This window comes from Azospirillum brasilense (assembly GCF_003349955.1).
GTDB classification, from domain to species: domain Bacteria; phylum Pseudomonadota; class Alphaproteobacteria; order Azospirillales; family Azospirillaceae; genus Azospirillum; species Azospirillum brasilense_B.
In genome coordinates this window covers 12,927-33,444 of the sequence record NZ_QLKQ01000009.1, presented here as the reverse complement: position 1 = coordinate 33,444, position 20,518 = coordinate 12,927, and the positions used below count along the sequence as shown (strand labels likewise).

At 71.8% G+C, this 20,518-nt stretch carries 18 protein-coding genes and 1 pseudogene; 13 read left to right on the top strand and 6 right to left on the bottom strand.

Annotation, left to right across the window (positions count from 1 at the left end):
* Positions 1-4: 4 nt before the first annotated feature.
* Complete coding sequence (locus tag DXK32_RS06150) at positions 5-718, top strand: 4'-phosphopantetheinyl transferase family protein (RefSeq protein ID WP_114857706.1); 714 nt, start codon at positions 5-7, stop codon at positions 716-718.
* Here the strand turns inward: DXK32_RS06150 and DXK32_RS06145 are convergent.
* Positions 708-2,582, bottom strand: coding sequence for an FHA domain-containing protein (locus DXK32_RS06145; protein WP_114857705.1), 1,875 nt, complete (start codon positions 2,580-2,582; stop codon positions 708-710). The two genes, DXK32_RS06150 and DXK32_RS06145, sit on opposite strands and share 11 nt — an antisense overlap.
* Positions 2,583-2,725: 143 nt before the next feature.
* On the opposite strand from DXK32_RS06145, the gene dacB reads away from it, so the two are divergent.
* The 4 genes from dacB (at position 2,726) to DXK32_RS06125 (ending at position 6,776) form a co-directional block, all read left to right on the top strand.
* Entirely contained in the window at positions 2,726-4,192 is a 1,467-nt protein-coding gene (gene dacB, locus DXK32_RS06140) for a D-alanyl-D-alanine carboxypeptidase/D-alanyl-D-alanine endopeptidase (RefSeq protein ID WP_114857704.1), read from the top strand.
* 93 nt (positions 4,193-4,285) lie between these two features.
* A complete protein-coding gene (locus tag DXK32_RS06135) occupies positions 4,286-4,918 on the top strand; it encodes a chemotaxis protein (RefSeq protein ID WP_114857703.1) in 633 nt (210 codons plus the stop codon).
* 5 nt (positions 4,919-4,923) lie between these two features.
* Positions 4,924-5,745 (top strand): class I SAM-dependent methyltransferase, encoded by an 822-nt coding sequence (locus DXK32_RS06130; protein ID WP_114857702.1) that lies wholly within the window; start codon positions 4,924-4,926, stop codon positions 5,743-5,745.
* Positions 5,742-6,776, top strand: a complete 1,035-nt coding sequence (locus DXK32_RS06125) for an endonuclease/exonuclease/phosphatase family protein (protein ID WP_114857701.1) — start codon at positions 5,742-5,744, stop codon at positions 6,774-6,776. The genes DXK32_RS06130 and DXK32_RS06125 overlap by 4 nt, the downstream gene beginning before the upstream one ends.
* Here the strand turns inward: DXK32_RS06125 and DXK32_RS06120 are convergent.
* The 3 genes and pseudogenes from DXK32_RS06120 to panD form a co-directional block, all read right to left on the bottom strand.
* Positions 6,731-7,309 carry a hypothetical protein gene (locus DXK32_RS06120; RefSeq protein ID WP_162801095.1) on the bottom strand — a complete coding sequence of 193 codons (579 nt, stop codon included), beginning with the start codon at positions 7,307-7,309 and terminating at the stop codon, positions 6,731-6,733. The genes DXK32_RS06125 and DXK32_RS06120 overlap by 46 nt on opposite strands.
* 70 nt (positions 7,310-7,379) lie before the next feature.
* Positions 7,380-7,622, bottom strand: coding sequence for a hypothetical protein (locus DXK32_RS32025; RefSeq protein WP_162801094.1), 243 nt, complete (start codon positions 7,620-7,622; stop codon positions 7,380-7,382).
* Positions 7,623-7,839: 217 nt separating this feature from the next.
* Positions 7,840-8,238: pseudogene (gene panD, locus DXK32_RS06110) on the bottom strand (aspartate 1-decarboxylase); the annotation flags it as partial.
* Between the two features lie 303 nt (positions 8,239-8,541).
* On the opposite strand from panD, the gene DXK32_RS06105 reads away from it, so the two are divergent.
* The 8 genes from DXK32_RS06105 to DXK32_RS06070 all read left to right on the top strand — a co-directional run bounded on the left by DXK32_RS06105 (position 8,542) and on the right by DXK32_RS06070 (position 18,655).
* Positions 8,542-9,036 (top strand): chemotaxis protein CheW, encoded by a 495-nt coding sequence (locus DXK32_RS06105; RefSeq protein ID WP_247877000.1) that lies wholly within the window; start codon positions 8,542-8,544, stop codon positions 9,034-9,036.
* Positions 9,033-10,493 (top strand): CheR family methyltransferase, encoded by a 1,461-nt coding sequence (locus DXK32_RS06100; protein WP_114857696.1) that lies wholly within the window; start codon positions 9,033-9,035, stop codon positions 10,491-10,493. Before DXK32_RS06105 ends, DXK32_RS06100 begins: the two co-directional genes overlap by 4 nt.
* Entirely contained in the window at positions 10,493-11,119 is a 627-nt protein-coding gene (locus tag DXK32_RS06095) for a chemotaxis protein CheW (protein ID WP_114857695.1), read from the top strand. The genes DXK32_RS06100 and DXK32_RS06095 overlap by 1 nt, the downstream gene beginning before the upstream one ends.
* A complete protein-coding gene (locus DXK32_RS06090; protein ID WP_114857694.1) occupies positions 11,116-12,792 on the top strand; it encodes a methyl-accepting chemotaxis protein in 1,677 nt (558 codons plus the stop codon). Before DXK32_RS06095 ends, DXK32_RS06090 begins: the two co-directional genes overlap by 4 nt.
* Positions 12,793-12,853: 61 nt before the next feature.
* Positions 12,854-15,100 (top strand): hybrid sensor histidine kinase/response regulator, encoded by a 2,247-nt coding sequence (locus DXK32_RS06085; protein WP_114857693.1) that lies wholly within the window; start codon positions 12,854-12,856, stop codon positions 15,098-15,100.
* Positions 15,097-16,197 carry a chemotaxis protein CheB gene (locus DXK32_RS06080; RefSeq protein WP_114857692.1) on the top strand — a complete coding sequence of 367 codons (1,101 nt, stop codon included), beginning with the start codon at positions 15,097-15,099 and terminating at the stop codon, positions 16,195-16,197. Before DXK32_RS06085 ends, DXK32_RS06080 begins: the two co-directional genes overlap by 4 nt.
* Positions 16,194-16,994, top strand: coding sequence for a response regulator (locus DXK32_RS06075; RefSeq protein WP_114857691.1), 801 nt, complete (start codon positions 16,194-16,196; stop codon positions 16,992-16,994). The genes DXK32_RS06080 and DXK32_RS06075 overlap by 4 nt, the downstream gene beginning before the upstream one ends.
* A gap of 89 nt (positions 16,995-17,083) precedes the next feature.
* The gene (locus tag DXK32_RS06070; protein WP_114857690.1) at positions 17,084-18,655 is read left to right on the top strand and encodes a hybrid sensor histidine kinase/response regulator; all 1,572 of its coding nucleotides are present in this window, start codon (positions 17,084-17,086) and stop codon (positions 18,653-18,655) included.
* 30 nt (positions 18,656-18,685) lie between these two features.
* Here the strand turns inward: DXK32_RS06070 and DXK32_RS06065 are convergent, their stop codons facing one another.
* Positions 18,686-19,525, bottom strand: coding sequence for a hypothetical protein (locus DXK32_RS06065; RefSeq protein ID WP_162801093.1), 840 nt, complete (start codon positions 19,523-19,525; stop codon positions 18,686-18,688).
* Positions 19,526-19,594: 69 nt separating this feature from the next.
* The gene (gene fdhD / locus DXK32_RS06060) at positions 19,595-20,413 is read right to left on the bottom strand and encodes a formate dehydrogenase accessory sulfurtransferase FdhD (RefSeq protein ID WP_114857688.1); all 819 of its coding nucleotides are present in this window, start codon (positions 20,411-20,413) and stop codon (positions 19,595-19,597) included.
* Positions 20,414-20,518: the final 105 nt, after the last annotated feature.

The window sequence follows — 20,518 nt, the reverse complement described above, 5'->3', positions numbered from 1 at the left end:
TCCGATGCGGGAAACGGAAGAAATTCAACTCTGTTATGCCGACCTGCGCGGGCTGGCGCACCGGCTGGAGGCGTTCCGCGCCCTGCTCTCCCCCGACGAGGCGGCGCGGGCCGCCCGTTTCGCGACGGAGGAGCTGCGCACCCGCTGCGTCCTGCGGCGCGGGCTGCTGCGCCATCGGCTCGGGCGGGTGACGGGCCGCGACCCGGCGGCCTTGGCCTTCGCCTACGGGCCGATGGGCAAGCCCTCCCTGCCCGGCGGACCGGCTTTCAATCTCGCCGACTGCAAGGATCACGTGATGATCGCCATCGCTCCCCATGAGACGGTGGAGCTGGGCGTGGACGTCGAACGGCTGCGCCGCCTGCCGGACGCCGCCGGAATCGCCGAGCGCTTCTTCGCGCCGGAGGAGCGCGCCGCCTTCGCCGCCCTGCCCGACACGCTGCGCGACGAGGCGTTCCTGAACGGCTGGACCCGCAAGGAGGCCTTCATTAAGGCGACCGGCCAGGGGCTGTCGACGCCGCTCGACCGCTTCGCGGTGGAGCTGGTGCCGGGCCGCCCCGCCCGCCTGCTCAGCCTGGACGGCGCGCTGGAGGCCGGGCGTGCCACGGACTGGTCCCTGTTCGACCTGCGCCCAGCGCCGGGGCTGGTCGGCGCGCTGGCGGTGCGCGGCGACGGCTGGCGCCCCGTGTTCCACCCGCTGGAAGACGCCTTCAGCGCTTGACGATTTCCCAGGCGATGCGGGCCGGCTCCTCGCCCAGCTCCGTGGAGCCGATGACGATCTCGCCGCGCGGCGGCAGCGGCAGCGGTTCGCCGGCCTTCAGCCGCCGCGGCTCCGCCACGCCCGGCACGGCGATCTGGGTGCCGTTGCGGCTGAGATCCTCCACCACGAAGACGCCGTCCTGGCGCGACACCGCGACGTGCCGGCGCGAGGCCGAGGCGATGTCGAGGACGAACTGGCACTGCGACGACCGCCCGATGACGAGCTGGGCTCCGTCCTCCGGAATCGCCCGGGTCTGGCCGCGCCAGAACAGGACCAGCCGCTCCGTCGCTCGCGGGGCGTCGATCAGAATCGTCTCCTCGGTCGCCCGCGTCACGGCATCGGCCGCCGGAGCGGCCAGCAAGGGGATGCCGAGCGACCGTTCGGCGTCCGGAATCGCGGCGATCCTGGCGATCAGCCCCTCGGCCAGCGCGCGGGGAATGCCGGCGGCGCGCAGACGGCGGCCCAGCCCGCCGCGCACATCGTCGGTGCTGACGCCGGGCGCGACCAGCTCGCGGGCCGAGGTGATGCTCTCGAATTCGGTGGCGACCTGCCGGATCAGGACGCTGAGCTTGTTGCGCCCGAAGGGGCTGGTGGCGAGGTCCAGCAGATAGCCGATGCGCTGGGCCGGCGCCGGCAAACGGGTGGCCAGACGCTGCACCGCGATGTCGAAGGACGCGTCCTGCCCGCCGTGGCTCCACACCGTCTTGGCGCGCCGGGTCAGCGCCTCCGCCATGCCGGCGCCGCCCAGGAAGCCGTCGAAGTGGGTCAGCCGATCGACGATCATGCCGAAGGCCTTGCCCTCCGCGGCGGAGCCGGTGCGGGTCAGCGGGGTCAGGCCGGCCAGACCGCCCTGGATGCGGCGCAGCAGCGCCCGCCGCGTCTCATCGAACCCGCCGCCGCCCAGCGCGTTGGACAGGGCCAGCAGCTCATCGGTGTGGGGCAGCCGGTCGTCGAGGTCGCCATGCACCGCCGCGATCAGGCTGTGCAGCGCCGCCCCCAGGTCGGGCGCGTAGCCGATCAGCGCGCGCACCGGCTCCCGCCCGTCCACCGTCTCCGCCAGCATCTGGTCGAGCAGGCGGCGGTTCGCCTCCTCCTCGCCGTCCTCGCGGTGGAAGCGCAGCAGCGCCTTGACCTTGCCGGGCCAGTCGCGGCAGGGCTCCAGCACCGCGGCGAAGGCGTGGGTGACCAGCCGGTCGCGCTCCTCCGGCGGGCGCTCTCCCGCCGCCGCCAGCAGGCCGCCCACCCCGCCGCGGGCCAGCGCCGCGTCGAAGGGCGCCAGCGTGTCCGACGCCTGGGCCATCTCCTTCAGCCGGGTGAACATCCGCATGAGCTGGTCGTGGCGGTCGAACGGCTTCACCCCCAGCAAGGGCGCCTGAAGGGAGGCGAGCCGGCTGACCGCCGGGTTGAACAGCAGGGCCTCCCGCTCGAAATAGCGCAGCGGGTAGTAGCGGTGGAGCTGCTCGGCCGGGATCACCGCCTGATCGTCCCAATAGCCGCGCAGCAGGCGCAGCAGCAGCATCCGGCTCTCGTAGGAGAAGAGCTGGAGCGCGTCGGTGCAGAGATTGGCGGGGCCGACGTCGGTTTCGTCGATGGGGGAGATGGTGGTCGGCTTGCCGCCGCCGGAGCTGGACTTCTGGAAGATGACCTCTTCCTTGCCCGCCTGATTCACCTTGGAAATCCGGACAACCGGAAATTTCGCAAGTCGAAGCAAATACGCCGCGCGTTCCCGCGCCGCGGCCTCGTCGGCGAAGACGCCGTCGATGTTGGGTTTGCCGCCCTGCTCGACGACCACTTCGAACGTGACGCTTCGTCGCCGTGACATCATGGGTCTTGCAACTCGTTCCCAAAGGCGTGGCGTCTTTTCCTGACCGTCATCGTACGGGAAGCGGATTGTCGGCGCAGCAAGATTCCGGACCATCCCCGGATTGACGCAGGTGCGGACCGCCGCCTTGCGCTAGACTGCCCGCCATGCGGATTCCGACCTTCTCCATCCTGCTCCTGCTGGCCTGCGTCTCCGCGGTGTCGGCCTGCGCCTCGCCCATCGCCGCCACCGGCCCGGACGACCGCGAGGCGATCGCCCGCAACGGCTTTTCCACCGATGACGTCGGCTACGTGCTGTTCGATCCCGACAGCGGCGCCGTCCTGGCGGAGCGGCAGCCGGCCAAGCCCTTCGCCCCGGCCTCGGTCGCCAAGCTGCCGGCGATGGCCGCAGCCCTGGCGGTGCTGGGGCCGGACCACCGGTTCGAGACGACGCTTCACGCCACCGGGCGGCTGGGAAACGGCGTGCTCGACGGCGACCTGATCCTGAAGGGCGGCGGCGACCCGTCCCTGTCCAGCGAGGGGCTGGCGGAGCTGCTGCGCGACCTCGGCGCGATGGGCGTCACGCGGGTGACCGGGCGCTTCCTCTACGACACCTCCGCCCTGCCCGAGATGCCGGAGATCGACGCCGGCCAGCCCTGGACCGCCGGCTACAACACCGGGGTCGGGGCGCTGTCGCTCAACTTCAACCGCTTCCGCTTCGACTGGGCGCGCCCCGCCGCCGCCGGCCAGCCGGTGCGGGTCAGCGCCTGGTCGGTGTCCGACACCGGGCGCGTGCCGCTGGACAGCGTGACGGTGCAGTTGGGCGCCGGAGCGGGGGCAGCCTTCACCCCGCTCACCACGGCGGTCGGAGATCCGGCCGTCGGAGAGCCTGTGGGCGAGCGCTGGCGTTTCGCCCCGCAGCCGGGCATGGCGGCCAGCCTGTGGCTTCCGGTCACCCGCCCCGGTCTGGCGGCGGCCCACGTCTTCCGCCGGCTGGCCGCCGAGGCGGGGATCGTCCTGCCCGCCCCGGCCCCCGGCACCGTGCCGCCAACCGCCACGCTGGCCGCCCTGCACCGCAGCGAGCCGCTGGAGGTCCTGGCCCGGCAGGTCCTGCGCTACTCCAACAACCTGTCGGCGGAACTCATCGGACTGGCCGCCGCCCGGCGGCTGGACCCGGCGGTGCGGACGCTGCCGGAGTCGGCGGCGGTGCTGACCGCGCCGGCCATGATGGCGGCCCCGCGCACCGACTGGACGGGGCTGCGGCTGCTCAACCATTCGGGGCTCAGCGCCGCGTCGCGGATCACCCCGGCCCAGACCATGGCGCTGATCCAGGGCGCCGGCCCGGCGGTGCTGGCCCTCCTGCCCGGCGAGGACGAGGGCAAGGTCCTGCCCCCCGGCGTGCGCGCCAAGTCGGGCACGCTGGCCTACGCCAAGGCGCTGGCCGGAACGCTGACGACGGCGAACGGGCGCACGCTCGGCTTCGCCTTCTTCGTCACCGACGAGGCGCAGCGCGCCGCCATGGACCGCAGGATGGACCGCCGCATCGCCGAGATCCCCCCGGAGGCCCGCGCCTGGCTGGCCCGCTCCCGCAAGCTCCAGGCCGATCTTCTGGAGTTGTGGATGGCCGGCTTGTGAGGGTTTTGGGTTGCAAACGCCCGCAACCGTGACGCTTGGCGAAGGGCGACGGTCGGTTGTACACTGCGACCGAATGTCCCACCGAGGTTCTGGATGCCGATCACCCCGCGCGCACGCCGACTCCAGCAGGGTTCCGACACACCGGACATCGCGGCCAACCGCTACCACGACCGGCAATTGGGCGCGGAGGTGGTCAACATCGTGGTCGGCGGCTGCGTGGTCAGCGACGACCCGAACGTCGTCATCACCACCACGCTGGGCTCCTGCATCGCCGCCTGCCTGTTCGATCCGGTCGCGGCGATCGGCGGAATGAACCATTTCCTGCTGCCCGACCACAACGGCGACCGGCTGTCCATCTCCTCCCGCTACGGCAGCGCCGCCATGGAGCAGCTCATCAACCGGCTGCTGGCGGCGACCGGGCGGCGCGACCGGCTGCGCGCCAAGATCTTCGGCGGGGCCAGCGTGAACGGCGCGCCGCGCAGCTCCGGCATCGGCCAGCGCAACGTCGAGTTCGTCATGGAATATCTGGCCGCCGAAGGCATCCCGACGATGAGCTGGGACGTCGGCGGCACGGCGGCCCGCGCGGTGCGCTTCTACCCCACCTCCGGCCGCACCCAGCGCCGCCTGATCGCGGAGGAGACGGTGCGCGACATCGCGCGGTCCGAGACCTCCTTCATGGACCGGCTGCGCAAGACCGGGATCGATGGCGACGTGGAACTGTTCTGATCCCCATGCTCCATGGATTGTCCCGCCTGCTGCCCGCCATCGCGGACCAGAATCTCGACGAGGCCGCCGTCTACCGGCGGGAGTCGCTGTACGAGCGCCCGCGCTACGAGGGGGCCAGTGGCCTGATCCCCGCCACCGGGCCGCTGCTCTGCCCGCTCTGCGGGCGGGAGGCGGCGCGCTTCCTGCCCTTCGGGCTGGGTGGGCGGCGCAACGCCCGCTGCCCGGACTGCGGGTCGCTGGAGCGTCACCGTTTCCTGTGGAGCCTCCTGGCGGAGCGGACGGACGTGCTGCGCCGGTCGCTGCGCATCCTGCACACCGCCCCCGAGCCCTGCCTGGAGCCGCTGCTGCGGGCACGGCACGGCCGGCGCTACGTCACGCTGGACCGCTTCAACCCGGCCGCCGACGTGCAGGCCGACCTGACCGACCTGCCCTTTCCGGACGGCCGGTTCGACCTCGTTCTGTCCAGCCATGTGCTGGAGCATGTCCCCGACGACCGCGCCGCGCTGCGCGAGATCGCCCGCGTGCTGAAACCTTCGGGCCGCGCCGTCCTGCTGTTCCCCTACGACCCCAAGGGGCCGACGCGGGAGGACCCGGCGATGGACACCCCCGCCAAGCGGCTGGCCGCCTTCGGCCATCCCTATCACTACCGGATTTATGGTACGGATACCCCCCAGCGCATGGCCGAGGCCGGGCTGGACGCCACGCTCGTCGCCTCCACGGCGGTGCTGAGCGCGCACCGGCGGCGGCGGCGGCGCATCAACCGCAACCACCTGTTCCTGGCGCGCCCGCGCGCCGGAGCGGGCCGGGCGTCCGGGGAGGGGTCATGAGCCGCAGCACCCGCAGCAGCATCCGCATCGCCACCTTCAACCTGGAAAGCCTGGACGACACCGGCGACCTCTCCTTCGAGGAGCGCGCCGCCGTCCTGCGCCCGCAGTTAGAGCGGCTGGACGCCGACATCCTGTGCCTTCAGGAGGTCAACGGCCAGCGCGACGCGAAGGGGGAGCCGCGCACCCTGCGCGCGCTGAACCGGCTGCTGGAGGGTGGCCCCTACGCCGATTTCCACCGCACCTCCGGCGGCGAGGGGACGAAGCTGGCCGACCGCCACAACCTCGTGCTGGTCAGCCGCTGGCCGATCCTGGCGGCGCGGCAGTACCGGCACGATCTGGTGCCCTCCCCACAGGTCCGCATGGTCACCGCCGACCCGGCCCAGCCCGGCGGCGACGCCGTGACCTGGGACCGCCCGGTGTTGCACGGCGAGATCGAACTGCCCGGCGGGCGCCGGCTGCACGTCTTCAACCTGCATCTGCGCGCGCCGATCGCCGCGCCGGTGCCGGGGCAGAAGAAGAACGCCTCCACCTGGAAGAGCGTCGGCGGCTGGGCGGAAGGCTTCTATCTGGCCTCGATCAAGCGGGCCGGGCAGGCGCTGGAGGCCCGGCTGGCGGTGGAGCGGGTGTTCGACGCCGACCCGCAGGCGCTGATCCTGGTCGCCGGCGACCTCAACGCCGAAATCGAGCAGACCCCCGTCCGCATCATCCGCGCCGACCTGGACGAGACCGGCAACGGCCATCTCGCCGGGCGGTCGCTGGTGCCGCTGGAGCGCTCCGTCCCCGAGGAGCGGCGCTTCACCGTGCTGCACGGCGGCGACGCGGTGATGCTCGACCATCTGCTGGTGTCACGCGCCCTGCTGGGCTGGTTCCGCTCCGCCGAAATCCACAACGAGGCGCTGGGCGACGAACTGGTCGCCCACGCCACGGTCAGCCATTCCCCGGAAAGCTACCACGCGCCGCTGGTCGCCCGCTTCGAACTGCCGGATCAGACGGTGACGGAGACGATGGCCCCCGGCGAACCGGCGCCGTAGGACCCCGCAGCGCGGGGAACGGCGGCCGAGGCGGCTCCCGCCGGGCCGGCGCCTGTCGCGGGCGGCGGTCCGCTGGTCGGGGCGGCGCTCGATGCGGCGGCACCGTATCCCGATCCGACGCTCCGTCCGGCGCCGCCCGGCGTGGCGGTACCACCGGATGCCCTGCTCCCTTTGCCGGTGTCTTGGCCTTCCGCCGCTCCATCGCTCGCAACGCCCAGGCGGCTGGCGGTGCGGCGGTATTCCTCGACCACCTGCTGCGCCGGGATCTGGTTCTGCGTTTCGCCGGAGGACCGGTCGCGGAAATAGATGACGGCCAGACGAGCGTCCTGGTCGTAGCGCAGGACCGGGCTGATGTAGCCGCCGGCCACCACCACCGGATCGGACGGGGACGCCGCCGAGGTGGATTGGTCCGCAACGCCGGACGTGGTTTGGGACGTCGGTGCCGCGGCATCAGCCACGGATTGCGGTGTCGGAACCGCCGATGCCGGAGTCGGCCGGTTCGCCTGGATGCCGGAAACGCTTCGGATGTCCATGGCTGGCCGCCTTTCCCCTGCGGACCCGGAGCCGGACAAGCCGGGCGGGTCCCGATTGGACGACGCGCGATCAGACCGTGATGTTGAGGTTCTGTCCGCGGGTCGGGGTGGTGTTGCCGCCCGACGAGAGGGCCTGCTGGCTCTGCTGCGCCTGCTGGTCCTGGGCCTGGACCTGCTGGCGGCGATCCTCTTCGGCCTTCTGGGCCTGCTGGTTCGCGTCGGTTCCCCGGGTCTGCTGGAGGGCCGCCGGCCCGCTGCTTAACGGTGTCGTGAAGGCTTGCTGCTGATAGCCCCCTATGCCGCTGACGCCCATGACACGCACTCCTCGCTGTCCGCACTCCCACCCAAGTAGAGTAGGCAAAAATTGCCGCGCGTTCAAGTGGGACTCATGGCCTATCCCTCGCAAGACGCGCGCAAGTCGTCGAAGCGCTCGCTTTGCGCGTGGACTCGCCCGATGCCGCTTCTTTTATTTGCGGCGATTCGGAGGAGGCGGGTCAGGCGGGTTCCGGCTCCGGGAAAGCGCCCTCGCGAATCGCGAAGTCGAACCGCCCGCCGTCCAGCGCCGTCACGTCGTAGGTCAGCGACCGGTCGACGCTGTTGTCGGCGTTGAAGGTCAGCACGCGCGGCCGCAGCGTCGCCAGCTCCGTCGGCTGGCAGTACCAGGAGGCGGCGATGATGACCTCGTCCCCCGGCTGGCAGCTCCGCGCCGCCGAGCCGTTGAGCACGCAGCAGCGCGAGCCGCGCTCCCCATAGATGACGTAGGTGCTGATCCGCGCGCCGGAGTTCTTGTTCCAGATCTCCACGAATTCCAGCGGGTAGATCCCGACCGCCTCGCACTGCTCCGGATCGAGGGTGATCGACCCCTGATAGTTCAGGTTGGCGTCGGTGACGCGCAGGCAGTGCAGCTTCGCTCGGACAACCTTGATCATGATCCCCTCTGGTCGGTGCGGCTGGTCGGCCGTTGGGAGGATGTTTGTAACCGCAACTGCGAAAACAGCAAGCGTTCCGGCGCCCACGGTATGACCGGCGTCATACCGCTACCTTGGGCTGGGGCTTTTGCCTTTGGTGGTATTTCCATCCCAGGTGCGATGCGGCATGTTCTGCGCCGGTTTCAAGCCCCCCGGCGCCACCCAATAATAGGGTCCAGGGTCCGGCTGCGCCCCCCGAACCCGGCAACTGACAGAGGAAGGTGTGCGCCCGCGATGGCTGCGACGGCATCCGCGACACGGTGTGTGATCTTTTCCGTCTCCGGCAGGACCCTGGCCCTGCCGGCGGACTCCGTGCGCCGGTTCCTGCCGCTGCCCCGGCTCGACCGCCCGCCCGCGGCGCCCGCCGTGGTCGCCGGCCTGTTCCGCTACCAGGGCCGCGCCGTCCCGGTCCTGCGGCTCGACCTGCTGTTCGGCTTCGCGGCCGCGCCGCCGGAGCTGTACGCGCCGCTGTTCCTGACCGATTGGACCGGCCGTCCGCTGGCCCTGCTGGCCGACCGGGTGTTCAACATCCTGCCGATCCCCGACGCGGAGCGGACGGCCGCCGACCCCGGCCTGACCTTCAACGGCTGCGCCGTGGCGACCATCCCGCACGGTGCCGGCACGGCCACGCTGATCGACCCCACCCGTCTGCTGACCGAGGCGGAGGGCCGGCTGCTCGCCGCCTTCCAGGCCATGGCCGACGAGCGTCTGGCCCGGCTCGGCGCCTCCGGCTCCGGGGTAGGCGAGGAGGCCCGATGAACCGCATCGACGCCATCCTGCGCGATCCCGTCTTTCCCCGGATCAAGGCCGCCGTCATCGGGGCGACCGGGCTCGCCTACTACGCCGACAAGGACGCCGCCCTGGCGGAGCGCATCAACCGCCGCCTGTCGGACAAGCCGACCCTGGGCCTCGGCGCCTATCTGGCGCAGCTCGCCGGGGAAGGGCCGACCGGGCCGGAGTATCAGGCGCTCATCAACGAGCTGACGGTCGGCGAGACCTTCTTCTTCCGCTACGCCGAGCAGTTCGAGGCGCTGTGCGCCGTCGCCATCCCGGAATGCCTGCGCCGCAACCGGGAGAGCCGCCTGCTGCGCATCTGGAGCGCCGGCTGCTCGATCGGGCCGGAGGCCTACACGCTGGAAATCCTGCTGAAGCGGCATTTCGCCGAGCAGCTCCGCGACTGGCAGGTCAGCATCGTCGGCACCGACCTGAACGCCAGCTTCATCGAGACGGCGCGGCGCGGCGTCTACGGAAACTGGGCGGTGCGCGGGCTCGACCCGGCGGTCCTGGCGGAATGCTTCGACCGGCAGGGCGACCTGTGGGCGGTCAAGCCGCGCTTCCGCGAATGGACGAGCTTCTCCGTCTTCAACCTCGTCGAGGGGCCGCTGCCCAACTACCCGCGGGGCCTGGGCGCTCTGGACCTCGTGCTGTGCCGCAACGTCATGATCTATTTCGACGAGCCGACGCGCACCCGCCTGTTGGAGAACCTGCACGAGGTGCTGGTGCCCAACGGCTGGCTGGTGGTCGGCCATGCGGAGACGGGGCAGCAGGTCAACAGCCTGTTCACCCCCGTGCCGGTGCCGGGCGCCACCATCTACCGCAAGCCGCGCCCCGGCAGCGTCCCCACGGCGGCTTTCCCGGCGGCTTTCCCGGCGGCCCTTCCGGTGACGATTCCCGTCCCCGCGCCCCCCACGCTCGCCGAGCCGAAGCCCGCGGAGACAAAGCCTGCCGAGCCGAAGCCGGCGAAGAAGCGCAACACGGCGACGGACCCCGCGGCACGGCTGCGCGCCACCGCGGCGAAACCGACACCCGCGCCCCTTCCCGCCCCGCAGCCACCGCCGGCGGGCGGCCCCGCCGTGGCCGACGGCGACCGGGCGGCGGCGCTGGACGCCTGCATCGCCCTGGCCGAGCGCAACCGCCTCGACCCCGTGGTGCATTTCCGGCTGGGGTTGCTGGAGGAGGAGTTGGGCGTCGGCGACCCGATCGCCGCCTTCAAGCGGGCGCTGTATCTGGACTCCGACTTCGCGCTGGCCGACTACCATCTGGCGCTGGCCTACTGGCGGCGTGGCAAGCTGGCCCCGGCGCAGCGCCATTTCCGCAACGCCCGCGCCACCGTCGCCGCCCACGACGCGACGGAGCTGGTGGCCGAGGGCGGCGGCCTGACCGTGGCCGAGCTGCGCAGCATGATCGACCTTTGGTTCTCGGGTGAGGAGCCGTGATGGACGACCGGACCGGAACCGGACAGGCGGCCGATGCGAAGGACGGCATCGACTGGGCCGCCGTCCGCGCGCGCCTGGCCCGTCAGGGCCGGGAGGCGGCGGAGGCTGCGGCGCCGGGCGGCGCCTGGGCCGACGCGCTGCTGCGCCGCCGCGCCGAGGATCTGGCCCTCGTCCCCTCCGCCGACGAGGCCGACGCCGCGGCGGAAGCCGAGGCGCCGGTCGCCCTGCTGGTCGGGCGCGGAGCGGACGGGTCGTACGGGCTGGACCTGCGCCACCTGTCCCGCATCGTGCCGCTGCCGCGGGTGGCCCGCGTCCCCCACGCGCCGCCGGAGCTGCTGGGGCTGATCGCCATCGACGGGCGCGTGATGCGCCTGTTCGACGTGGACCGGCTGTGCGGACGCAACGCCGTTCCCGCCGGCGGCGGCTTCGCCGTCGTGCTGCGCGGCGGGGAGCGGCCGGTGGCGCTGCGCCTGCGCACCGTGGACACGGTGATGGAGTTGGACGGCTCTGACGGGAAGGCGCCGCCGGAAGCCGGGTCCTTCGTCACCGCCATCACCCGGGGCCGCGTCGCCGTGCTGGACGTGCCGGCGATCCTGGAGACGCTGAGGAGCATGAAAGAAGAATGAAACTGAAGGTCAAGCACAAGCTGATGCTCAGCTTCGGGGTCGTCTGCCTGCTGACCGGGCTGCTGGCGGCGTTCCAGATGATGCGGTTCGCGGACGGCATGAAGGTCATGATGGGCATCGCCACCTACGACATCCAGGTGTCGGAGGCGGTGCGCGAGATCGAGGTGACCGAAAGCAACCTGCGCAGCCTGCGCGAGGCGGCGACCCACGCCGCGGCGCTGGCCCAGATCCAGGGCGGCGTCCCGGACATCACGCAGCTCCGCCAGCGCTACCGCGACGGCTCGATGGCCATGTTCGACCAGGTCGCCAAGCTGAAGCGCATCGCCGCCGAACGGGCCGAGGAGGGGACCACCGAGGACCGCCGCCGCATCTGGGGCGAGCTGGTCGCCCAGATCAACAGCTTCGACCAGTATTCGCACCGCATGCTCGAAGAGGCCAACACGCTGATGGAGCGGGTGGCCGCCGGGACCGAACCGGAGGCGCTGGCGCGGCTGACGCGGGTGGAGGAGATGCGGGTGGCCATGGCCGGCCAGCTGTCCGACCTGCACAGCGACATCAGCCGCCTGTCGGAGGCCGGGCGCGAGAACATCCGGGCCCTTTACGACGACGCGGTGCGCTCCTCGATCCTGGCGCTGGTCATCGTGGTGGCGCTCGCCGTCGCCATCGCCATCCTGATCGGCAGCTCGGTCACCAAGCGGCTCGGCACCGCCATCGGCTACGTCACCCAGGTGGGCAAGGGCGACCTGACCAAGACGGTGGTCGTGCCCGGCGACGACGAGCTGGCCGAGCTGGGGACCCACCTCAACGAGATGACCGGCAACCTGCGCAGCATGGCCAGGACCACCCGCGCCACGGCCGAGAGCATGCACGCCGCCACCGCGCAGATCCGCGCCTCGACCCAGCAGCAGGCGGCCAGCGTCGCCCAGCAGCTCGCCGCCGTGGAGGAGACGACGGCGACGCTCAGCGAGATCACCGAATCCGGCGCGCAGATCAACCGCCGCGCCCAGGACGTGGCGCAGAACGCCCAGGTCGCCGCCTCCAACTCCGAGACCGGCCTGAAGGCGGTGGAGGACACCAACCAGGCGATGGACGCCATCCGCGAGCAGGCGGAGGCGGTCGCCGAGAACATCGTCATCCTGTCGGAGCGCACCCAGGCGATCGGCGAGATCATCCTGACCGTCAACGACATCGCCGAGCGCTGCCACCTGCTGGCCCTGAACGCCGCCATCGAGGCCGCCGCCGCCGGGGAGCACGGCCGGACCTTCGCCGTGGTGGCGAGCGAGATCAAGAGCCTCGCCGACCAGTCGAAGGAGGCCACCGCCCAGGTCCGTTCCAACCTCAGCGAGATCCAGCACGGCATCAACGCCTCGGTCATGCTGACGGAGGAGGCGGTCAAGCGCGTCGGCGCCGGCAAGCGCCAGACCGACGCCACCCAGTCGACCATCCGCGACCTCGCCGAAAGCGTGCAGGAGAGCGTGCTCGCCTTCCAGCAGATCGTCGCCGGGACCAACCAGCAGCAGATCGGCCTGGAGCAGGTGATCCAGGCGCTCCAGAACATCCGCGAGGCGAGCAGCCAGACCGCCGCCGGCACCCGCCAGCTCGAAGGGGCCGCCACCAACCTCAACGATCTCGGCCAGGGTCTGGTCGAGGCCGTGCGGAACTACCGCGTGTGACCATGGCGACGGCAGGAGCGGGCCAGGGTAGGAACCAGGACGGACGGAAGGCGCGGGCGGCATGAACGACATCCGCACGCGCCTGCTCGCCGCCTTCGACCTGGAGCACAAGGAGCACCTCGCGGCCATCCGCGAGTCCCTGCGCGCGGTGGAGAAGGACCCGGCGCACCACCCCGATCTGGTGGAGATCCACCGCCGCGCCCACAGCCTGAAGGGTGCCGCCCGCGCCGTCGATCTGCCGGAGGTCGAGCGGCTGTCCCACTGGCTGGAGGCCGCCTTCATCGCCATCCAGCGCGGGGACGTGCCCTTCGACGCCGCGGCCCGCGACGTGGTGCGCCGCGCGCTGGACGCCATCGAGGATGTGGTGGCCTGGGCGACCCGCGGCGGCGGCGAGGTGGACATCGCCGAGGTGCTGGCCGCACTGACCCGCATGGGCGGCGAGGGCGGCGGGCCGGAACCGGTCCAGCGCCGCCCCGCCGCGGCGGAGGCGGGAGCCGCTTCCCCCGCCGCCGCGCCGCGCCCGGCCCGCTCCGTCGATGCCGGTGACGGCGCGGCCCTGGTGCGCATCCGCAGCGCCGGGCTGGAGCGGCTGTTCACCGCCGCCGCCGGCCTCCTGCCGGAGATCGAGAACCAGTCCGCCCTGGTCGCCGAGCTGCGCGAGCTGCGCGGCGAATGGCGCGCCCTGGAGCGGAGCTGGCACGCCATGCGGCCCCGCCTGCTCCGCGGCGGCTCCCACGACACCACGGGGGCCGCCGGCATCAGCTTCGCGGGCGACGAGACGGCCCTGCGCCTGTCCTCCTTCGAGCGGCGCTTCCGCGCGCTCGGCGCCTCGCTGGACGCGGCGCACCGCGCCCATGACCGCCATCTCTGGTCGCTGCGCCGCTGGGGCAGCGGGTTCCAGGACGAGGTGCGGCACCTCCGCATGCTGCCGGCGGAGTCGCAGTTCAGCAACCTCGGCCGGATGATCCGCGACATCAGCCGCGCCCAGGGCAAGGAGGTCGAGGCGGACATCCGCGGGCTGGAAACCCAGGCCGACCGGGTGGTCCTGCAACGGCTGAAGGACCCGGTGCTGCACATCGCGCGCAACGCCGTCAGCCACGGCGTCGAGACCCCGCAGGAGCGGGTGGCGGCGGGCAAGCGCGCCGCGGCCACCGTCCGCTTCGAAGCCTCGGTGGTCGGGCGCCGCCTCGTCCTGCGCGTCGAGGACGACGGGCGCGGCCCGAACCGCGAGGCCATCGCCCGCCACGCCGTGGAGCGCGGCCTGCTGGGCGCCGAGGAGGCGGAGTCGGCGCCGGAGGAACGGCTGCTCGACCTGATCTTCGAGCCGGGCTTCTCCACCGCCCCCACCGCGAACGAATACGCCGGGCGCGGCATGGGCCTCGCCATCGTGCGGCGGGAGGTGACCCGGCTCCAGGGCTCGGTGACGCTGGCCGCGCGCGAGGGCGGCGGGACCACCGTCACGGTGGAGGTGCCGCTCAGCCTGCTCAGCCAGCGGCTGGTCTTCGTGGCGGTCCAGGACGACATCCTGGCGATTCCCAGCAACGACGTGGCGCGCGTGCTGCGCGTCCCGGCGGACACGCTGTTCACCGACCTCGCCGCCCCGACCATCCGGCTGGAGGAGGAGGACGTTCCGGTGACGCCGCTGGCCGCCTTGCTCGGCTACGACGGCGCCATGCCGCAGGGCAACGGGGCGCCGCTGGCGCTGGTCGTCCTGCGCACCGGCGGGCGGCGGGTCGCGCTGGTCGTGGACGCGCTGATGGCCACCCGCGACTCCGTCGTCACCCCGGCGGAGGAGGTGGGGATCGACGCCGCCCGCTTCCTCGGCACGGTGCTGATGGACGACGGATCGCCGGCCCTGGTGCTGAACCCGGCGGCCCTGTCGCCGCGTCCGGGCATGGCCCTGCCGCCGCTGGTCCGTCCGGTGGACGAGTCGGCGCGGCGACGGCCACACATTTTGGTTGTGGACGACTCCATCACCACGCGAACCCTGGAAAAGAGCATCCTGGAGGCCCATGGTTACCGGGTCACGCTGTGCGTGGACGGGCGCGAGGCGGTCGAGACGCTCGGCGAGCTGGAGGATGTGAACCTGATCATCAGCGACGTGGAGATGCCGAGGATGGACGGGTTCGCCCTGCTCCAGGCCGTCAAGGGCAACCCCATGACCTCCGATCTGCCGGTGATCCTGGTCACCTCGCGCGCCAGCGACGAGGACCGCGAGCGCGGGCTGGACCTCGGCGCCGACGCCTACATCGTCAAGACACGTTTCGACCAGAACGAGCTTCTGGCCGGCATCCGGCGGCTGCTGTGAGCGGCGCCCGCAAGATCCGCGTGCTGGTGGTCGAGGACTCGCCGGTCGTCCAGCAGCTCCTCGCCCACGTCATCGGCGAGGACCCGCGCCTGGAGCTGGCCGGCATCGCCGCGTCCGGCGAACAGGCGCTGCGCATGGTCGACTCGCTGAGGCCGGACGTGGTGTCGCTGGACATCCGCCTGCCGGGCATCGACGGCTTCGCCGTGACGCAGCGGCTGATGCGCGACCATCCCGTGCCCATCGTCGTCGTCGCGTCCGACGTGCGCGACCTGGACATCCCGATGCGGGCGCTCCAGGCCGGGGCCTTGGCCGTGGTGGAAAAGCCGGGCAGCATGGCCCGCGCCGACTACCAGACCGTCGCCCGGCATCTCTGCACCCAGCTCACCATCATGAGCCAGGTGAAGGTGATCCGGCAGCGCGGACGTCCGCGCAACGGCGACGAGGAGTCCCCCGGCAACGGCGGCCGCGGCAAGGGCGCCGCTGTCCCGCCGCCGCCACCCCTGCCGCCGTCCGTGGTGAAACGGCAGTTCCGCGCCCTGGGGATAACCGCCTCGACGGGCGGACCGGCGGCGCTGGTGAAGCTGCTGCGCGGGCTGCCGACCAACTTTCCCCTGCCCGTCTTCGTCGTGCAGCATATCGGCGCGCCCTTCGTGGCCGGCTTCGCCTCCTGGCTGGGGTCGGTCACGCCGCTGCCGGTGGCGCTGGCCTCCGACGCGCCGCACCGGCCCGGCCATGTCTACGTCGCTCCCGGCGAGCTTCATCTGACCGCCGAGCCCGGCGGGATGCGGCTGGTCCACGGCGATCCGGTCTGCGGCCAGAGGCCGTCCGGGGACGTGCTGTTCTCCTCCCTGGCCTCGGCCTTCGGCGCCGCCGCCATCGGCGTGCTGCTGACCGGCATGGGGGAGGACGGGGCGCGCGGCCTGACCGACATGCGCCGGGCGGGCGCCTACACCATCGCGGAGCACGCCTCCACCGCGGTCATCCACAGCATGCCGGGGACCGCGGTCCGGCTGGGAGGCGTTACCGAGGAGCTGCCCATCGACAAGGTGGCGGCCCGTTTGCTGGAACTGGTTTCGACGGGAGTGGAGCCCTCATGAGTGGACCCCGGGCGCTGATCGTCATCGCCTCGCAGACGCAGGGACTTCTCCTGAAGCTGATGCTGGAGGAGCAGGGCATCGAGGCGAGCTGCGTCGAAACGCTGGAACCCGCGGTCGCCGAGCTGGCGCGCCGCCCCTTCGACCTGCTGATGGTGGAGGCCGACGGCGAGGCCGCCCGCACGCTCGCGGAGCTGCGGCGGCGCTGCCCGGCCCCGGCCCTGCTGCTGGGTTCGGCGGAACGGGCGGCGGAGGTTGGCGTTCCCGCCGACGTGCAATGGGTGGATTCGGCCGATTCCCAGGGCGTGGTGCAGCAGGCCATGGCGCTGCTCGACCGGCGCAACGCGCCGCCGACGGTGTCCGACATCCTGCGGCGGGCGCGCATCCTGGTGGTGGACGATAGCGCGACCTACCGCGAATTCCTGCGCGCCGAGCTGGAGGAGGACGGTTGCCACGTCGTCGCCGCGCGCAACGCCGACGAGGCGGTGGCGGCGCTGGAGGACGGCGGGTTGGACTGCGTGATCCTCGACCTCGTGATGCCCGGCACCAGCGGCACCCAGCTGTGCGAGCGGTTCGACCGCTTCCGCCGGCGGCGCGGCCTGTTCTTCCAGATCGTCATCCTGACCAGCCAGGAGGGCGACGACCGCCTGACCGCCAGCCTGACCGCCGGCGCCGACGACTTCGTCGGCAAGTCGCAGCCGATGGACATCCTGAAGATCCGCCTGATGGCCCTGCTCCGCCGGAAATACATGGTGGAGGACCATCTCGCCCGCCTTTCCCCACCAATGCCTTCCGCATAGGCGCGTATAGGGCTTTCAGGCGCTTTCATCCCCAGCGCACCAAAGGTTAAGGTGCTTCACCTTCAGCTCCAGCGGTTAGAGAGACCGACGTGACGCCTCGGCATGGGAACAGGACCAGCATCGACACCGCGCCAGCGGAGACGGAGTGCGTGGAGAACGCGCTGCGCGTCTGCCGCGCCGCGGCGCTGCCGGCCTTCGTGCTGACCGGGCCGCCGCACGCCGCCACGCTCTTCGCCAACGACGCGCTCTGCGCCCTCCTCGGCAAGGAGCCGGCGACGGGCGGGCAACCGGCCCCGGCCTGGTTCGGACCGGTCTGGGCGGCGGTTCTGGGCGCCGTCGATCCGCTGTTTTCCGGCGACACCGACGAACCGGTCGGCATCGAGCTTCTGCCCGTGGGCGATACCGACCCGGCGGCGTTCGAGGGCGTGCCGCTGACCGAGGAGGGGCGGACGGTCGCCGTGCTGGCCCTGGCCACCCAGGCGGCCCCCGACGACCGGGTCGTCGCCCGCATGGAGCGGGAGATGCGCGCGGAGATCGAACGGACCACCGCCGCGCGGTCCCGCTTCCTGGCCTCGGCCAGCCACGACCTGCGCCAGCCTTTCCAGGCGATGCGCCTGTTCCTCGACGCGCTGTGCAGCCAGATCAGCGATGAGAAGGCGCTGAGCACGGCTGAGATGCTGGGCAACGCCATGACGGCGGGCGAGCGGCTGCTGAACGCGCTGCTCGACATCTCCACGCTGGACGCCGGCACGGTGACCCCGGACCCGCAGCCGGTTGCCCTGGACGAGCTTCTGGGCCAGCTCGTGGAGGAGTTCCGCCCGCAGAGCGAGGAGAAGGGCCTGCGCCTGCGCGCCCGCCTGTGCCCCGGCACGGTGGAGACCGATCCCGTCCTGTTCGGGCGGGTGATGCGCAACCTGCTGACCAACGCCATCCGCTACACCCGGCACGGCGGCCTGCTGCTCGCCATGCGGCGGCGCGGCAACCGCTGGCGCATCGACGTCTGGGACACCGGCTTCGGCATTCCCGAGGAGCAGCTGAGCGCCATCTTCGACGAGTTCCACCAGCTCCAGAACCCCAACCGCGACCCCACCCGCGGGCTGGGCCTCGGCCTCGCCATCGTGCGCCGGCTGGCGGAGCTTCTCGGACTCCAGGTCGAGGTGCGGTCGCGCATCGGCCGTGGCACCGTCTTCTCCGTCTCGCTGGAGGCCGCGAGCCCGCTGGCCGAGCCGCCGCCCAGCCACACCGCCGTTCCGTCCTCCGCCGCCGCGGCCCCGCCGCTGACCGGGATGACCGTGCTGGCCGTGGACGACGAGGCCATGGTCCTGACCGGCCTCCAGATGATCCTGGAAAGCTGGGGCTGCACCGTCGCCGCGGCAAGCGACATGCGGGAGGTCTTCGCGGTGCTGGACGGCCTGCCCGACGCGCCGTCGGTCATCCTGACCGACCTGCGTCTGCCCGGAAAGGTGTCCGGCTTCGACGTGATCGACCGGGTGCGCCGCCTCTACGGCCGTGAAATTCCCGCCGTGGTCCTCAGCGGCGAGACGGCCCAGAGCGCCCTTCTGGAAGGCCAGCGCCGCGGCTGCTCCTTCCTGCACAAGCCCCTGCACCCCGGCGACCTGCGGCAGGTCCTGGAACGGCTGCGCGGCGACGACGGGGAGTAGCCGGAGGCCCGGCTCAGCGGGTCGGCGCCGTCAGGGCGCCTGGTGATGCTCCAGCCAGCGGTCGTGGCATTTGTCCTGACCGTTGAAGCAGGACTGGTTGATGTCCTCGCGCATGGCCTTGTAGGCGATGCGTTGATCATCGCCAGCGCTGTTCCGGACCGTCGGCTCCCAGATGGCCAGCTTGGACGCGATCAGATTGAGCATCTCATGCCGGGGATGGATCCAGGCGCCGAAGCCCGGCAGGGAGTCGAAGTTCCTGCGGCAATATTCCGTGTCCGCCTTCGTCAGGCGGATGTAGATGCGATAGGTGGGATGGGTCGCCCAGGCGTCGGCCCATTTCAGGATGGATCTCTGGGCCTTGAGCATCGCCGGGCCTTGCGGGTCCACATGGTTGGCAATCTCCTGCCAGTTCACATGCGACGGCGTCGTGATGACCTGGACGAGCAGATCCTTGAGCTGGTTGGCGTAGGCCAGAGCCTTGGACAGCGCGCCCTCCGCCTCCCATCCGCCGAGGTCCATGGGATCGTCCACCCGCATCACGTTTTCCGCGCCGGGGACGACGTTGCCGAAGGCCCAGAGGATGCGCTCCATCAGCGCCTCGATCCGCGCCTGCGGGTCCGGGGTCTGCGCGATCACGCCGTTGTTCACCGCATAGGTGCCGACGCTGATCAGGAACCCGTCGCTGCTGGCGTCGACGGCCCGGTTGCGGAGATTGAGCAGAATGTTCTGCGGACAGATGTGGTGATCGGTGACCACACTGAGATTGGCCAGCCCGTTGAGCTGGGCGGCGTCCTGGACGCTGTTCCGCCACTCCGCGAAATCGAGCGGCTTGGACTTGGTGTTCTTGATCGCGGCCCTGTCGAGTGGCATCGGGGTCTCCGTCATCCGGCTGGTATTCCCCAGACGACGGAGCCGCGATGTCCGTGAAGCCTCCCGCGCCTACGCCCAGCGGTCGCCGTGGCTGTAGACGACCAGCCGGTTGCCGCGGGCGAAGCCGGCCAGCGACACGCCGCAGCTCTCCGCCATGCGCACCGCCATGCCGGTGGGGGCCGAGATGGCGACCAGCCCGCTGATGCCCAGCCGGGCGGCCTTCTGCACCAGCTCGTAGCTGGCGCGGCTGGAGGTCAGGACGAAGCCGCCCCGCCGGTCCACGCCCGTGCGCACCAGCCAGCCGATCAGCTTGTCCAGCGCGTTGTGGCGGCCGACATCCTCGCGCACCGCCAGGATCTCCCCCGCCGCGTCCACCCAGGCGACGCCGTGGGCCGCCCCGGTGGCGCGGTGCAGGGTCTGCCGCTCGGCGAAGCGGGGCAGCGCCCGCTCCACCGCGGCGACCGACAGCCGCCCGCCCGAGGGGACGGGGCGGCCGGACCGGGCGATGGCCTGGAGGCTCTCCACCCCGCAGACGCCGCAGCCCGACCGCCCGGCGATGCTCCGCCGCTTGCCCTTCAGCGCCATGAAGCGCTCCATGGGGATCTCCATGCGCACCTCGATGCCGTCGCAGCCCTCGACCACCCGCAGGCTTTCCAGTTCCTCCGCGTCGGCGATGATCCCCTCCGTCAGGGAGAAGCCGAGACCGAACTCCTCCAGGTCGTCGGGGGTCGCCAGCATGACCGCATGGACGATGCCGTTGTAGGCGATGGCGACGGGCACCTCCTCCACCACCGCGTCGTCGCAGAGCTGTGCGTCGCCGGGCCCCAGCCGCAGGACGGTCATGCGGTGGGTGGTGGACGGCGCGGCGACGTCGGTGGCGAGGCTCATGGCGGTGTCCTTCTTAGGAATTCCCCTCTCCCCTCCGGGGAGAGGGTCAGGGTGAGGGGGTTGCGCGTGTGTCGGACGCATCGCCATGCGCAACCCCCTCACCGG